We start from the raw sequence: 17227 nt of genomic DNA, 5'->3' as shown, positions 1-17227 counted from the left end.
GTTTACTTTTCTAAATACCAAAAATGCCCTGTGAAGAATTCTTATTTTTCTCAGGGCATTTTTAAAATCATAACCTTTTTTTCTTTTAAAATTCATTTTTTTGTAGTAAATTACAGCTTCTTAATACAAGTTTCATTTTAAATAAAACCAAAATGATCGACTCAAAAATACCTGAAGGTCCTCTAGCTGAAAAATGGAATAATTATAAAGCAAAAGCTAAGCTTGTAAACCCCGCAAATAGAAAAAAACTAAACATTATAGTCGTAGGAACTGGTCTTGCAGGAGCTTCGTGCGCTGCATCATTGGCTGAACAAGGTTACAATATCAAATCATTTTGTTTTCAGGATTCTCCAAGAAGAGCCCATTCTGTGGCCGCTCAAGGCGGAGTTAATGCTGCAAAAAACTACAAAAACGACGGAGACAGCACTTACAGAATGTTTTACGACACCATAAAAGGCGGTGATTTTAGATCTCGCGAAGCAAATGTTTACCGTCTGGCGGAATGTTCTGCACATTTAATTGATCATGCCGTTGCACAAGGTGTTCCTTTTGCCAGAGAATATGCCGGATATCTTAATAATCGATCGTTTGGAGGAGTTCAGGTTTCGAGAACTTTCTATGCCCGCGGACAAACGGGACAACAACTTTTATTGGGAGCTTATCAGGCTTTATTGCGTCAGGTTTCATTAGGAAAAGTAGCCATGTACACGCGACATGAAATGCTGGAATTAGTCGTTATTGATGGAAAAGCCAAAGGTATTATTGCGCGAAATCTTGAAACCGGAGAACTCGAGCGTCACGTTGCTGATGCTGTAGTATTGGCTTCCGGAGGTTATGGCAAAGTATATTATCTGTCAACATTGGCAATGGGCTGTAATAGTTCTGCAATTTGGCGGGCACACAAAAAAGGCGCTTATATGGCTGGTGTAAGCTGGATTCAGTTTCACCCAACTTCACTTCCGCAACACGGAGAAAATCAGTCTAAATTGACTTTAATGTCGGAATCTTTGCGTAATGACGGCCGAATCTGGGTTCCGAAAACCGCCAAAGACGACCGAGATCCAAATACAATTCCCGAAGACGAACGCGATTATTATCTGGAACGCAAATATCCTTCTTTTGGAAATCTTGCTCCGCGCGATATTTCGTCAAGAGCTGCAAAAGAACAAATTGATGCCGGACATGGCGTTGGACCAATGAAAAATGCTATTTATCTGGATTTCTCCGATGCTATAAAAACGCAGGGAAAAGATAAAATCGAAGCCAAATACAGCAATCTTTTTGCGATGTACGAGAAAATTACAGGAATCAATGCCTACAAAGAACCAATGCTGATTTCGCCATCGGCGCATTTTACAATGGGTGGACTTTGGATTGATTATGAATTAATGAGTACGATTCCCGGATTATTTGCTCTTGGAGAAGCTAATTTTGCCGATCATGGCGCTAACAGACTTGGTGCAAATTCGCTGCTTCAGGCATGTGTAGACGGTTATTTTATTGCGCCTTACACAATTCCGAATTATTTGGCAGGAGAATTAAATGCTCCAAAATTAGATATAAATCATCCTGCTTTTGAAGAAGCCGAAACTTCAGTAAGAACACAATTAGATAAATTTCTGAATAGTAAAGGAACACTTTCGACAGATTATTTCCATAAAAAAATTGGAAGATTACTTTATGAAAAATGCGGTCTTTCGAGAAGTAAAGAAAAACTTGAAGACGCCTTAAACGAAATCAAATCACTAAAAGCTTCTTTTGAAAAAGACCTTTTAATTACGGGAGATGACACAGTTAACAGCGAACTTGAAAAAGCCGGACGCATTGCAGATTATATAGAACTTGCTGAATTAATGTGTCACGATGCTTTGCAAAGAGAAGAATCCTGTGGCGCACACTTTCGTGAAGAATACCAAACTCCTGATGGCGAAGCAGTTCGGAATGATAAAGATTTCTGTTACGTTTCGGCTTGGGAATGGAAAGGAAAACAACAAATACCGGAATTACACAAAGAGCCTTTAGTATTTGAATCAGTTGAATTGGCAGTTAGAAGTTATAAATAATTATTATTGATTGTTAATTGTAAATTATTAATTAACAATCAATAAAACTCAATTTCACAGCTTACAAAAAACTCATAATTAACAACTTACAATTAATAATTAACTATGAAACTATATCTTAAAATATGGCGACAACTTAATACTTCTTCCAAAGGAGAAATGGTAGATTATGAAATTGATAATGTTTCTGAGCACATGTCTTTTCTCGAAATGCTCGATCTTTTAAATGAATCTCTTATTCAGAAAAAAGAACGTGTTATAGAATTTGACCATGATTGCAGAGAAGGAATTTGTGGTCAATGTGGCGTTATGATTGACGGAAGAGCGCATGGACCATTAAAAAATACTACAACTTGCCAACTTCATATGAGAAGTTTTAAAGATGGCGATACGATTTATATTGAACCTTTTCGTGCAAAAGCTTTTCCGGTTTTGAGAGATTTAAAAATCAATCGATCTGCTTTTGATTCTATAATTGAAGCCGGCGGTTTTATTGGCGCTTCAACGGGTCAGGCTCCCGAAGCAAATAGTATTCCGATATCTTATGAAACTGCCGAAGCTTCCTTTGATGCCGCGGCTTGTATAGGATGTGGGGCTTGTGTTGCAACTTGCAAAAACGCAAGTGCCGCATTGTTTGTTGGAGCAAAAATCACACATTTGGCTTTGCTTCCGCAAGGAAAAATAGAAGCTTCAAAAAGAGTTTTAACGATGGTAAGTCAAATGGATGCTGAAGGTTTTGGAAATTGCTCAGATACAAGAGCTTGCGAAATCGAATGTCCGCAAGGTATTTCTATTCTTTCCATTGCAAAAATGAATTCAGAATATGCTAAAGCTTTAATTTTTAGAAAATAACAACATATTATTTATTTAAAACACATAGAAACATTGATATTGTAACTCAAAAAATGGCATTTCAATTAATAAAAATAAGCATAACAATCTTTTTGAGAGAAATGCAGTTCTTTTTTTGAAGCCTTTTTGCCCCATACTCGCTCTGTTTCTATGTGTTAAATAAATATTTTTTAAACTTTTAGTAAACCCGACAGGTTTTAAAAACCTGTCGGGTTTTATTGTGTAAAGCATTAAATTACAAAGTAAGGCGTCAGAATATCTTCAAAATTATACAATCCTTTTTTCTTGTTTTCTAAGTTTTCGGCAACAAAAACAACTCCGTTACCAAATGCTTCTCTTGAAATCGATTCATGAATAAGACGAACTGTTTGATACGGAAATCCAAATATAACTTCATGTTTACCAACGATTCCGCCAGCTCTAACGGAGTTTATATTGTCTTTGTCAACATCTAAAGCTTCTGCAATTTTAACCGCCGTTCCTGAAGTTCCTTCTTTCTTTTTAAAATGTTCTTCATTTACTTCAATATCAACCCAAGGCGCAATTTTCTTTAGAAACTTGGCAGCAAAAAGTAAATAATTCACTCCCAAAGTAATATTTGGAGACCAAAAAACGGTCGTTTTATGCGCTAATTTCTTTAATAATTGTAGTTCTTTATCTTTATAATGAGAAATTGCGGAAATAATCTTAACCTTTCGATTCGCTGCAATTTCGCCATAAGTATAGATTCCTTCGCTTGACGAAAAATCGATAATCACATCGACCGGATGTTTGTCCAGCAATTCTTCTACCGAAGTTTTGGAACTAGAGTAAATTAATCCGGGTTCGTCTGACTGAACTCCAAAAAATTCCGGAACTGATCTGTGTTCTAAAACAGTGCTTTGTCTTAAAACCCATTCCAGGCAAAATTTGTTGTTTTCGAGTAGTATTGATGCTACTGATTTTCCAGTTTTTCCGAATCCGATTAGTCCTATTTTCATAATTTATTTTTTTATTGAGCGATATGCTCGTTAATAGAAATTGACATATTTTGAAGTTCATGTCAAATCAAAAATTTAATTATTATCTAAGTTGATAATTATCCTCTATTAGTAAAAATAGGGATATTATCACGGGAACACTAACGATTATTGAGTTTTGTAACAAAAAAGAGCCTTGTTAACAGGAATAATATTGTGAATTTTTTTAACCGCAAAGTTGCAAAGGTTTTTCGCAAGGGTCGCTAAGTTTACAATCTAGAATAAAAAAACTTTGCGACTTGGCGTCTTTGCGAGATTTTTTATTAAGTTTTTTTGACGTAGCACCGAGAATTTCACGCAAAGTCGCAGAGACGCCAAGTTTGCTACTTATAATACAAACTTTGCGACTTAGCGTCTTTGCGAGATTTTTTATTAAGTTTTTTTGACGTAGCACCGAGAATTTCGCGCAAAGCCGCAAAGACGCCAAGTTATAACTTACAATAAAAACTTTCCGTCTTTGCGACTTTGCGAGATTATCATAAATCACTAAAAATCCTTTTAATCTTTGACATTAAAATAAAATTTTCCGATTAATACTACAGGATATTATTTACTTAATATATTTTGAAAAAATAGATGCAAAAATGCTGATCAGAATGTACAACTTAACATATTTTCAGTAGTTTTACGACCTGATTGACCCCAAATAAAATCAGTAAATAATGGCCTACAACAATAAAGAATTAGTACGTTTTTTAGACGCACAAAATAAATTATACCTATCGGCACTTTCCGAAATTAAAAAAGGTAAAAAAGAATCTCCTTGGATGTGGTTTATTTTTCCTCAGATAAAAGGACTTGGTTCCTGCGATACCTCAAAGTTCTACGAAATTAAAAATGCCGACGAAGCAATCGCGTTTCTAGAACATCCAATTCTGGGGAAACATCTTCTGGAAATTACATCTGAATTAATCAAAACAGACGAAAAAACTGCTGCAGATATATTCGGAAATCCAGACGATGAAAAATTGCAATCTTGCATGACATTATTTGCCAGTATTCAAAACTCAGAACCATTATTTGAAGAAGTATTGGACAAATATTTTGACGGTTCTTCAGATTTTCATACGCTTCAATTGTTGTATAGTAATTTCTAGATTTTTCTTTTAACACATAGAAACATAGGTTTTAAATTGTGTAAAAGGCGTTTCAATTTGAATATTACCACATAGCAAAATCGCAAAGCTATGTGAAGCAAAGATTTGCTTATTTTGATCTTTATTGAAATTAAAAAATCTATGTTTCTATGTGTTAAAATTATTCATGTGAAAAGTAAAATAATATTTTATATTAGTGTATTTCTAAATAAGAAAACTATATTTGCAACCAAGTTGCGTTAGTTAATAACTCACGAAGTCGAGTAAACACGCTGATTGCCAAAACAGGAATGAAAAAGAAAATTGTCTTAATTAATCTTTTTATGTCTTTAACCGTATTGTTCGCAATGCTGTTTCAGACCATACATTCTTACGAGCATGTTTACCGACAACTAACAGAAAAACAGTGTCATCACAATGCTGTCGATGGGCAAAAGCAAATTACACACAGCCATTCTGTAGACAATAATTGTCACGTTTGTCATTTTGCGTTTAGCACTTTTATTCCCAATTCATTTCAAACTTTATCATTTCATAAAGTAATTACTGAAACCTCTTATGTATTCTTTTATACAAAAATGGCTTCAAACTTCTTTAAAGGCAGTCTTTTTGCCCTTAGAGCACCACCTTCTATTTTATAGTTTACTACATTTTATTCGAAAAATTAAAAGCAATTTACCTATTCTTCAATATAGAAGTTAGGCAAACTTATTCGTGAATCTATTTGATTTCCTTTCTATACAAAAGAAAGTGACTTATCATTTAGTTTCCAAAAAGGCATTCTTATTTTTCAAATTCACATAGATATTCTTCTATCACAATAGTTGTAAACTATCCATTTCTCCTACTCCATTTTTAAAGTCGTTGTTGTATCAAAAACAGCGATTGAAATCCTGCGATCGAAAACTAAAAAATCACCCAAATACATAAAAACATGCTTATAGCTGAGAATCTTACGAAAAAATACGGCGACTATGTTGCCTTAAATAAATTGAATTTAACCATTAAACAAGGCGAAATCTTTGCGCTTTTAGGTCAGAATGGTGCCGGAAAAACAACAACAATTAATCTCTTTTTAGGTTTTATCGAACCAACAGACGGAGAACTGAAAATCAATAATATATCGGTTATAGAAAATGCTTCAAAAACCAAAGAATATGTCGCTTACATTCCTGAAACTGTAATGTTATACCCAAATCTTACCGGTTTAGAAAACCTGAAATTCTTCTCTTCTCTGGCGGGATTTAAATATTCATCTGGAGAATTGACTTATTTTCTCTCGAAAGCTGGTTTACAGCTCAAAGCGCACGACCAGAATCTTGGCGGATATTCTAAAGGAATGCGCCAAAAAGTAGGTATTGCGATTGCGATTGCCAAAAGAGCCAAAGTATTATTACTAGACGAACCCACAAGCGGATTAGACCCGAAAGCTTCAAACGAATTTTCTCAAATCCTGAAAGAACTTTCGGCAGACGGAACGGCAATATTAATGGCAACACACGATATTTTCAGAGCCAGAGAAGTTGCTACACACATAGGAATCATGAAACAAGGCAATTTAGTAACGGTTATCGAAGCTGATAAAATATCGGCAAACGAACTCGAAAACTTGTATTTACAAACTGTATAAAAGAAATAGCATTTTCAAAACCAACCAAAAAAATGAAACATATAATTTTAATGCTATTAGTATTCAGCAGTTCGCAGTTTATTCAATCGCAAAACATAAATAAAAAAGTAAACGATAGTATTGCCCAGGATTCTATTAAACGAAATGAACTTCAAACTGTTGAAATCATTGGTCGTTCGACTAAAAAATACAATAGCGATTATTCTTTTGCAGCGACAAAAACAGCCGCATTAAATAAAGATATTCCGCAATCTATCTCGACAATCACAAAGGAATTAATTGCTGACAAAGGCGCTTTTTATCTTGCTGATGCTGTAAAAATGGCAAGTGGCGTAATTCCGGCGAGTTATTACAATCAATATACAATTCGCGGAATTAGTCAAAACGAAGAAGGTCAGATTGTAAACGGAATGCGAACACGACAGTATTATTTTCTACAGCCTTTAACCAATAATATCGAACGTGTCGAGGTTATAAAAGGTCCTTCGAGCGCTACATTTTCGTCAGTTGATCCCGGCGGAAGTATTAATTTGGTGACTAAAAAACCTCTCGCAGTAAACCGAAAAGAAGTGAGTTTGAGCGTAGGAAGTTTTAGCACTTTACGCGGAACTCTTGACTTTACAGGACCGCTAAACGAATCTAAAACCTTATTATATCGTGTTAACGGAGCGTATCAGGAAGCAAAATCATTTCGGGATTTGGTGAGTAATAAATCGTTTTTGATCTCTCCATCATTCAGTTATATTCCGAATGAGAAAACAGCAATTAATACTGAATTAATTCTAAGCAACATGACGGGAACTCTCGATCGCGGACAACCTATTTTTGGTGCTGTTGCCGGAGTTACGAATCTAAATCAAACGCCAATTAGTTTAAATCTGGGCGCTCCAAGTGATTATTTTAAATCGAAAGAAATGATTTTGATGACGAATTTCACTCATAAATTCAATTCAAAAATTGGATTTAATGCTCAATATATGAAACAAACCTGGACGGAAAACCTTCAGGAACACAGAACTACAAATGCTTTTGCGGTCGATATGAACAATAAACCTGTTACAAGTCTGGCGATGATGCAATTTGTGCAACGTCAGCAATATTGGGACATTGACAATTTAAGTACTTATTTTAATTTTGATTTAAAAACCGGAAAACTCAAACATAAACTACTGGCAGGTTACGATTTAAGCAGTTGGAACAAAACCAAAGGCGGCGGACAAAATGCTGCAAGAGGTTATTTGCTAAAAGACGGAACTGTGGCAAGTACTTTTGTTGCCGCAAACGCTGCCAATTACCAAACTACAACAATTGACGGAGTTGTTTTGCCAAAACCAAATGTCAATTATTTCAATTTAAACAATCCTGTTTACACCTTAACAAGCCCTGAAGATTACACGTTAAATGTTAGAACTGCGTTGCCATCTGCGTTGACGACTACCAATGCAATTTATATTCAGGATCAGATTCAGTGGGAAAAATTCACTTTTTTATTGGGTTTGCGAAACGAATGGTTTGAGGATATTACCAATTATGAAACCAACAAGGAATTGACGGTAAAAAAAACGGCATTGTTGCCACGCGTGGGACTTACATATGCGATTAACAACGAAATCAACGTTTACACGACTTATCTTGAAGGTTATCAGCCACAATCGAATACGGTGACTTTAATGCCTCAAACGGGAAGTTTACCCGCCGGAAGTCTATTTGATCCGCTTGAAAGTAATCTGAAAGAAGTTGGTGTAAAAGCGACATTCTTTAATAATTCAATGAGTTTTAATGCAGCAGTTTACGAAATCAATCAGCGCAATATTCTAATGAATGCCAATGATGCTGCAAATCCGGATTTATTGGTCACAAGAGGCGCCGAAAGAAGCCGTGGTTTTGAGTGTGATCTTGCGGGTTATATCACTCCGGATTGGCAAATAAATGCTTCATACAGTTATATCGATGCCAAAATCACTAACGATCGTGATCCTTCATTAATTGGTGCCAGAAAACAAAACACGCCAAAAAATAGCGCCAATTTATGGACGCGCTATAATTTCAATTCCGATTCAGGTTTGAAGGATTTGGGCGTTGGTTTTGGGATGCAATATCAAAGCAGCAAAGTGCCTTGGTTTACAAGAGCTTTTACGCTTCCTGATTTCACCGTTTTTGACGCTGCTTTATATTACAAACCCAACAAAAGTAATATGCAAATTGCTTTGAATGCGGGCAATTTATTCAATAAAACATATTGGTTAGGCGCACAAAATTATTTGAGATTATTTCCCGGAGCACCAAGAAATTTCAGCCTTACCGTAACTTATAAATTTTAATTGGTATGAAATCATTACACATAGAAATTTTAATCGCCAAGCATTTAAAGAACTCCGTTTTTAAAAATAAAGCGGTATTTATTATCACGCTTTTCATTGGTATTATTTTGCTTTATGCTGCGTTTTCGGGTTGGGAAAATTATACCAATCAAAACGAAACCAGTGAGAAATACCAACATGAATCGAGAGAAGACTGGCTAAAAAATCCAGACAAAAATCCACACAGAATGGCGCATTACGGAAATTTTGCCTTTAGAAAAAGCACGCCTTTAAGTATTTTTGAATTTGGAATGGAACCGTTTTTCGGAAATGCCATATTCTTGGAAGCGCACAAACAAAACACCGCCAATTTCTCTGAAGCAGGATTTTCAAACAGTATGCTTCGTTTTGGCGAAATCAGTATTGCGATGGTTTTACAGGTTTTATTGCCTTTATTGATCTTTTTCTTAGGCTTTAATTCGGTCGCAGCCGAAAGAGAAAACGGAACCTTAAAACTGCTTTTAAGTCAGGGAATCAATTGGAAACAGCTTCTAATTGGTAAAACACTAGGAATCGCTTCTGTTATTATGATGCTTTTTCTGCCAACAATTATCGTACTTGTTTTTATCTGGTTATTGCTTCAAAATTTTAGCATTTCTGCCGATGAAACAATCAAAATGGTATTGTTTATTCTGTTTCATTTTATATATCTGATGTTCTTTTGCGTTATTTCCGTTTTAATTTCGGCGTCAAGCAAAACATCCAAAAAAGCGTTGATTTCATTGATTGGAATTTGGCTTGTTTTCACGATAATTCTGCCAAGAACCACTCAGGCAATTGGAGCTTATATTTATGAAGCGCCTTCAAAAATTCAATTCAATAGCGATATTGAGAAAGATATTCTGAAACAAGGCGACAGTCATAATCCAAATGATTTGCATTATAAAGCTATTAAAGATTCGCTTTTGCGTGTTTACAAAGTCGATTCTGTGCAGAAACTTCCTTTTAATTATTCGGGATTTATTATGACCGAAGGCGAGAAAATAAGCTCTAAAATCTACAATCAGCATTTAGAAAATTTATTGAAGGTTTATGAAAAGCAAAACAGTTTTTCTAAGACAATTTCCTTTATAAATCCGTACATCGCTATCAAAAACTTATCGATGGGATTGTCCAATACAGATTATGATTCGTATATCGATTTCCAGAAACAAGCCGAAGATTATCGCTATAAAATGGCGCAAAAAATGAATGCATTGCAGGTAAAATATATCAGTAATAATAAACCAAAACCAACGGATAAACCTTTGACAATTGGCAAAGAACATTGGGCCGATCTGGAAGAATTTCATTATGAACCAAAAGGAATTCAGGATGTTTTAAAATCTGAAATTATTGCTCTTATCTCCATTTTTCTCTGGATTATATTGTTGTTTATTTTCATTCGAATTGCCGCTAAAAACCTTAAAGCCATTTAATATGTTAGCATTACTTTTTAAAAATTTCATACGATCAAAAGGAACCAAAATTGGACTCTTTTTTCTGTTGATTATCTGTTTTATAAGTCTTTTAATTGGACAACAATTTCAGCAAAAACAACAAAATAATATCACCGAAGCGGCAATTTATCAAAAAGAACATATTGCAAGAAATGCTGCTTTTCATAAAGACGAAATTGGACTTCTACTCTATTATATCAAGTTTTCTTTAGTCAATAAAACATTGCCAATTAATAGTTTGGCAATTGGTCAACGCGATGTAAATCCGTCGATTCAAAGTGTAACGATTCGTGGTCTTGAAGCTCAGAAATATGATTCAGAACTCAATAATCCGAATAATCTTTTGTCCGGAAATATCGATTTTGGATTTGTATTGATTTATCTTTTTCCACTTTTGATTATTGCTTTCTCTTATAATTTGATTTCGGAAGAAAAAGAAAGCGGAACCTGGAAAATTGTCGCGACGCAAAGCCAAAACACCTTTCTATACATTCTGAAGTTATTTTATATTCGAATTTTAACTCTGATTGCATTATTAACGATCGTACTTTTTATAGCAATATTGTTTCTGAATATTCCATTTGATAAATCACTTTTCACTTTTTACGGACTTGGAATTCTTTATATTTTATTTTGGTTTGCGGTAAGTTTTTTTATTGTTTCATTACAACAACATTCGAACTTTAATGCGGTTATTTTATTGACGATTTGGTTGTTTCTGATTATTATTTTACCGGCAACAATCAATACTTATATTGTAAATAAATATCCAATTCCAGAAGCTCTCGAATTGACTGTAAAACAACGAAATGCTTATCATGAAAAATGGGATATGGATAAAAAAATTACGATGGATAAATTCTATCATCATTATCCACAATTCAAACATTATCCTTTGCCAAACGCCGAGTTTAGCTGGCTTTGGTATTATGCAATGCAACAAGCGGGCGACGACGATTCGGCAAAACAATCGAGAGAATTAGAAACTAAATTGCAACAACGAAACAAAGCCAGTCAATTGATTGCGCAATTTATTCCCACTTTACATACTCAGATTCAGTTGAACGAAATTGCCAAATCTGACTTAGGAAATCAGCTTTTATTTTTGAAAGAAACCAAACATTTCCATGAAAAAATGCGTTTGTATTTCTATCCAAAAATCTTTGATAATGCTGATGTTAGCAAAGAAAACTGGTCTAAATTTAAAGTTGAAACATTCAATGATCCTTCAGAAATAAGTTTTATGAAAGCATTTTTGCCTTTATTGCTTTTCAATTTGTTGTTGATTGGTTTTGGATGGAGGAATTTTAGAAACCAAAACATATAATTTTTCACCATATAAGTGATATAAGTTCATATAAAAGTATCGTTTTACGCTTAAATAACTTACATCACTTATATGGTTTCATTATTTAAAAAGATTAAGCAAAGTGACTTATATTGTCTTATATAACTTATATGGTTTAAAAAATTACTCCAATTCTGACTAATATTTTTTCAAACAATCTTTATTTTAATTTTATTTAGAATTAATATAAATAAACTTTTATATTTGCCGCTTTCTTGGCAAATCTTGGTAGTTTTTTATTTTTACCGATATTGCTTTTCCAAAGTAAATTTCGTTTGATGAACATTAATAACAGTTTCGAATTAAATCTTTTTGAATCTTTCAAAGAAGGAGACGAAACTGCTTTCACTTATTTCTACGACAAATACTTCCGTCGAATTACCGCTTTTAGCGTTCAGTTTATTTACGATAAAGATGAAGCTGAAAATCTCGCGCAAGAAGCTTTTTTGCATTTATGGCAAAGCAGAGAAACCGTAGAATCGATAAACGGAATACAATCTTTCTTGTACACTTATGCAAAATCAAAATGTCTGAACATGATTCGGCATAATAAAGTGAAGGATAAATTTAAAAGTGAGGTTTTAAATCAGAAAGAGCGTGAATTGGATATCGAAATCTTAAATTCGGTACAATTTGATACTTTAGAATTAACCGAATTAGAACGTTTAATTCAGGAATCAATAAGCGACCTTCCGCCAAAAACGAGAGAAGTTTTTATAAAAAAGCGTTTCGAGAATAAAAAAAATGCAGAAATAGCCGAAGAAATGCAAGTATCGCTAAAAGCCGTTGAAGCCCACATGACAAAGGCTTTGAAGATTTTAAAAACCAAATTATCGGATTATTTATTCTTAATTTTTATCCTTATTTGTAATAATTAAAAATAAAAGGTAGGGTATTTTATTTCTGAAGTGTACTTACTATAACCAGAAGTTTAAAACCAAAATAATGACATCAGAACTTATTTATAAATATCTTTCTAATGAAGCTTCAGAACAAGAAGTTCAATCTCTTTTTGATTGGATTGATGCTTCTGAAGAAAACAAAAAGCACTTTATATCTTTAAAGAAAACTTGGGCTTTAGCAACTCTTTCGGATGTAATTACGACTGAATCCGTTTCGGTAATTTCGATGAAACCAAAAAATAATGCGATTCAGTATTTAAAATATGCCGCGGTATTTTTAGTTTTATTCGGATTAGGAAAACTGGCTTTCGACTTTAGTCAAAAAACAAAATCATCTAAAGAAATTGTTTTAGAATTGGCTGATGGACGTTCTGAAATCATCGCAAAAAACAATCAAACTCAGGTTATAAATGACAAAGGAAGTTTGGTTGCAAAGAAATTTCCAAACCATATTATTTACTTCGGAAAAGTTCAGGATCAGAAAGTGGTTTACAATACACTTAAAGTTCCTTACGGAAAACGATTTAAACTTACACTTTCTGACGGAACGATTGTGAGTTTAAATTCGGGAACAACTTTGCGTTATCCGGAACAATTTGGTATCAACGGTAAAAGAAATGTATTTCTAACTGGTGAAGCTTTTTTTGAAGTCGCAAAAGACAAACAGCATCCGTTTATTGTAAACGCCAATAAGGTTGATATTGAAGTTCTTGGAACAAAATTTAATATCAGTGCATATCCTGAAAACCCAACGGTTAATAGTACTTTGATCGAAGGAAGTATTCAGATGTATGAAGTTGAAAACAAAGAAAATTTGGTTTTACTTCTTCCAAATCAAATGGCGACCTGGCAAAATAACGCTAAAAAAATTACAACAAAAGCAGTTGATCCAAGTTTTTATTCGGCATGGACAAAGGGCGAACTTGCTTTTAAAGATACTCCATTTTCAACGATCACTAAAATAATTCAACGTACTTATGATGTCGAAATCATCAATGAAAATACTGTTTTGGCCAAACAGAATTTTACCGGTACGATTAAAATTAGTGATTCAAGTGTCGAAAACATTTTAGAACTTCTAAAACGTGACACGCCATTTAATTATTCGATCGAAGAAAATACTATTACTATTACCAATCCTTCCATAACTAAATAAAACATGACTTTTACGATACCAAATTTCAGGAAAATTCTATTTTTCCTAGCGCTTCTCATATCCAGTTTTAAAGGTTTTTCTCAGAATAATGGCATAACATTACAGCTAAAAAACAAACCTATTAGCTTCATTATCAAATCAATTGAAGATCAAACTGATTTTAGAATCATTTATAATGCAAGAAAAATTGATGCCGATCAACTTGCGGATATTAATGTACAAAATGCATCTTTAGAAGTTGTATTAACGCAATTATTTAGCGGCAAAAACATTTCTTTTTACATACAGAAAAAGCAGGTTTTATTAACGAACTCTACTCCTGCTCCAACTTCTTCAAATCCTGATGAGAAGGAAAGATTTATTAGTGGAATCGTTTATAGTGCCAAAGAAAAACAACCGCTTGCCGGAGCAACAATACGCATAAAAGGTACCGGAATGGGCGCTATAACTGATTTTAACGGAAAATTTGTTTATCAGTTAAAAGGAAATAATATCAATAATATAGTGCTTGAAGCTGGCTTTTTAGGCATGGAATCTCAAGCTATAAAGGCAGATAATAAAAAAGAGTTTACATTTTATCTGGAAGAATTTACAGATGAGCTAAATCAGGTTGTCATTACATCTTCTTACGGAACTAAAAAACTTAAAGAGGAAGTTGTTGGAAGTATTTCGAGCTTAAACGCCAAAGATATTCCGGTTCAACAAGCCTCAGAAAGTATTGATAAAATGGTCGAAGGACAAATTGCCGGGGTTTTGGTCGAAAATGTTTCGGGAATTGGTGGTCCGGTTAAAATTAATATTCGTGGTCAGGGAACTTTAAAATCTTTATCTAACTCTATTTTAGGTACTTCTACTCAGCCTTTGATTATTGTTGATGGCGTAATTATGAGTGAACAAGCGGGTATTGATAATGAATATTTTAACGGAGGAAGATTGTCTGAGGGATTATCGAATCCGTTAGCAATGATTTCGCCTGATAATATTGAAGATTTTACGGTTTTAAAAGATGCCGCGGCTGTTGGAATTTATGGTGCTGATGGTGCAAATGGTGTGATTTTGATTACGACAAAAAAGGGTAAAAAAGGAAAAGTTCAATTTGGGTTTTCGAACCAACTTGGAGTTTCATCGGCTATTAATCAAATTAAATATTTGAATGGCGCGCAATATACGGACTTGCGAAATGATTACTTAAAAAACAGTTCTACAGATTATGTTCCGGTTCCTTACAATGGAATCAACACGGATTGGTTTGGATTATTGAACCAAAGCGGGATTTATAATAAATATAATTTTAGCGTTTCCGGAGCTACATCGGATTTCTCGTATCGAAGCACAATTACCTATCTAAATATTGATGAACCGCAATTAGGGAATACTACAAAACAGCTTAACGGAGGAATTAATTTAGGATATAGACATTCAAAATGGGATATTAATTTGTCATTAAACCCAAGTTATATCAAAAAAGATGCTCCTAATATTTATTATGATTTTGCTTATTTGCCAACAATTTCGCCTTATAATCAAGACGGATCTTACTCAAATCTTGGTGTATCGGGAGGAAATACCGGAGGAAATCCTTTGGCTGCAATTGAACAAAATAAGAATGAAACTGAAAGCCGTGGAATCTTAGGAAGTTTGAATTTAGGTTATGAATTAAATAAAAATATAAAATTCGGGACTTTATTTGGTCTGGATTATATTGATAAAGTTCAGGATCGTTATTTTTCCGGAGAAAATGAAAGCGGGCAAAACAATGGAACTTTCGTCCTGAACGAAAAAACATATCCCAATTGGGGAAGACGTCTTATAAATAATCGAAATGCTACCAAATGGAACTGGCAGGGACAAATGTTATTTAATAAAGAAATCAATAAAAACAATGCGATAGACGGTGTTGTAGGTTTTGAACTTTCTGAAGAAAAAGCCAATTTTGATTATTCATCGGCTTCAGGATTTGTAAATCCTAACGTAATTAATCGCGTTGAAGATGCGATGCAAGATGATAATCCTGCAACTCCTTTGGTTGATGAAAGTAAAACGAGACAGGTTCACGGATCTGACATTAATTACAATTCAAGAGTTTCTTTGTTCTCGCAGATCAACTACAATTACAAGAAAAAATATTATGCGTTAGTCAATTTCAGACGTGACGAAAGTTCGGTTTTTGGCGATGATACAAATGTTGCTTACAATAGCGGTGCGGGTTTAGCGTGGATTGCGAGCAACGAAGATTTCTTAAAATCAAATTCATGGATTGATTTCTTAAAATTGAAAATAAGTTATGGTTCAACCGGAAATTCTCGAATAGGTTCTTATAGATCAAAAGGTCTTTATACTGTTTTGCAAAATGGTTATAATGGCGATACAAGTGCTTCATCAAGCGTTTCTCCTAACGGAAATTTAAGTTGGGAGAAAAACGTAAAATTCAATACCGGAATCGATTTTAATGTATTCAATACGATCGAACTTTCATTAGAATATTATTATGATAGTTTATCTGATTTGATTGTTGCACGGGATATTCCAACCGAAACAGGTTATAATTCTGTGCAATTAAATGCGGCAGATATGTATAATAAAGGTTTTGAGTTTACGACCAGAATCAAATGGTTTCAAAAAGGAAAATTCAAATGGACTTCTTCTTTCAATATCTCAACGGTAGACAATAAAGTAACGGATTTGGTAGGTTTAGGAAGCGATTATTCATTGGCTAATATTGCTCTTGCTCAAAAAATTGGTTACAGTACTTCAACTATTTGGGGTATAAATTGGGTGGGCGTTGATCCCGCAACCGGAAGGGATTTGGTTAAAAAAAATGGACAAGTTTATGATGCTGCAACTTACAGCAGATTGTTTACCAATGCTGATTGGGAACCAATTGGTGATACACAACCTAAAGCTTTTGGAGGTTTTAGCAATCGTTTTACGCTAAACAATATTACATTATCTGTAACAGGCGCTTTTCAATGGGGTGGCGATAAATTGATTTCTGATGAAATGATTTCAAAACCCAGAACAACTTCAAACCGAAATATGTCTGTAAATGCATACGATTACTGGAGAAATCAGGGCGATGTTGTTTCGCAGCCTGCGCCTAGCAACAATACTTTATTATCTAATATGAGTAAATATGTTTATGACGCTACTTATATCAAAATCAGCAATATAAACCTGAGTTATAATGTTCCGCTAAAAAATACTTTTCTGGATACTTTAACCCTTTTTGCAGATGTTTCGAACGCATTGTATTGGTACAAAGAAAAGAGTCCGGCGGGAATGAATGGTATCAGAGAATTTAATTACACTTATCCGCAAGCCAGAACAATCTCCTGCGGAATTAATACTAAATTTTAAAAAG

General features: G+C 34.0%; 12 protein-coding genes. 11 read left to right on the top strand and 1 reads right to left on the bottom strand.

Features of this window, described 5'->3' with window-relative positions; all coding sequences use genetic code 11:
- Positions 1–152: 152 nt before the first annotated feature.
- Both WN975_RS03895 and WN975_RS03890 read left to right on the top strand, forming a co-directional pair.
- Positions 153–2063: a fumarate reductase/succinate dehydrogenase flavoprotein subunit gene (locus tag WN975_RS03895; RefSeq protein WP_337965309.1), complete on the top strand. Its 1911-nt coding sequence runs from the start codon at positions 153–155 to the stop codon at positions 2061–2063.
- A gap of 105 nt (positions 2064–2168) precedes the next feature.
- Positions 2169–2915 carry a succinate dehydrogenase/fumarate reductase iron-sulfur subunit gene (locus WN975_RS03890; RefSeq protein ID WP_337965308.1) on the top strand — a complete coding sequence of 249 codons (747 nt, stop codon included), beginning with the start codon at positions 2169–2171 and terminating at the stop codon, positions 2913–2915.
- Between the two features lie 230 nt (positions 2916–3145).
- Here the strand turns inward: WN975_RS03890 and WN975_RS03885 are convergent, their stop codons facing one another.
- Complete coding sequence (locus tag WN975_RS03885) at positions 3146–3895, bottom strand: dihydrodipicolinate reductase C-terminal domain-containing protein (protein ID WP_337965307.1); 750 nt, start codon at positions 3893–3895, stop codon at positions 3146–3148.
- Between the two features lie 701 nt (positions 3896–4596).
- Between WN975_RS03885 and WN975_RS03880 the strand changes: the two genes are divergently transcribed.
- The 9 genes from WN975_RS03880 (at position 4597) to WN975_RS03840 (ending at position 17223) form a co-directional block, all read left to right on the top strand.
- On the top strand, positions 4597–5031 hold the full coding sequence (locus WN975_RS03880; RefSeq protein WP_337965306.1) for a DUF1810 domain-containing protein: 435 nt from the start codon (positions 4597–4599) through the stop codon (positions 5029–5031).
- A 290-nt stretch (positions 5032–5321) separates the two neighbouring features.
- Positions 5322–5672, top strand: a complete 351-nt coding sequence (locus tag WN975_RS03875) for a hypothetical protein (protein ID WP_337965305.1) — start codon at positions 5322–5324, stop codon at positions 5670–5672.
- Positions 5673–5965: 293 nt separating this feature from the next.
- Positions 5966–6661: an ATP-binding cassette domain-containing protein gene (locus WN975_RS03870; RefSeq protein WP_337965304.1), complete on the top strand. Its 696-nt coding sequence runs from the start codon at positions 5966–5968 to the stop codon at positions 6659–6661.
- 32 nt (positions 6662–6693) lie between these two features.
- Positions 6694–8982: a TonB-dependent siderophore receptor gene (locus WN975_RS03865; RefSeq protein ID WP_337965303.1), complete on the top strand. Its 2289-nt coding sequence runs from the start codon at positions 6694–6696 to the stop codon at positions 8980–8982.
- Positions 8983–8987: 5 nt separating this feature from the next.
- Positions 8988–10439: a DUF3526 domain-containing protein gene (locus tag WN975_RS03860; RefSeq protein ID WP_337965302.1), complete on the top strand. Its 1452-nt coding sequence runs from the start codon at positions 8988–8990 to the stop codon at positions 10437–10439.
- A gap of 1 nt (position 10440) precedes the next feature.
- Positions 10441–11787, top strand: a complete 1347-nt coding sequence (locus WN975_RS03855; RefSeq protein ID WP_337965301.1) for a DUF3526 domain-containing protein — start codon at positions 10441–10443, stop codon at positions 11785–11787.
- Between the two features lie 299 nt (positions 11788–12086).
- On the top strand, positions 12087–12686 hold the full coding sequence (locus WN975_RS03850) for an RNA polymerase sigma-70 factor (protein ID WP_099711956.1): 600 nt from the start codon (positions 12087–12089) through the stop codon (positions 12684–12686).
- Between the two features lie 67 nt (positions 12687–12753).
- The gene (locus WN975_RS03845; RefSeq protein ID WP_337965300.1) at positions 12754–13866 is read left to right on the top strand and encodes a DUF4974 domain-containing protein; all 1113 of its coding nucleotides are present in this window, start codon (positions 12754–12756) and stop codon (positions 13864–13866) included.
- 3 nt (positions 13867–13869) lie between these two features.
- Positions 13870–17223, top strand: coding sequence for a SusC/RagA family TonB-linked outer membrane protein (locus tag WN975_RS03840; protein ID WP_337965299.1), 3354 nt, complete (start codon positions 13870–13872; stop codon positions 17221–17223).
- The last annotated feature ends 4 nt before the right edge of the window (positions 17224–17227 follow it).

It is taken from the genome of uncultured Flavobacterium sp., from assembly GCF_951805225.1.
Lineage (GTDB): Bacteria > Bacteroidota > Bacteroidia > Flavobacteriales > Flavobacteriaceae > Flavobacterium.
The sequence above is the reverse complement of the archived record's forward strand: the minus strand, read 5'-3'. Positions and strand labels throughout refer to the sequence as shown.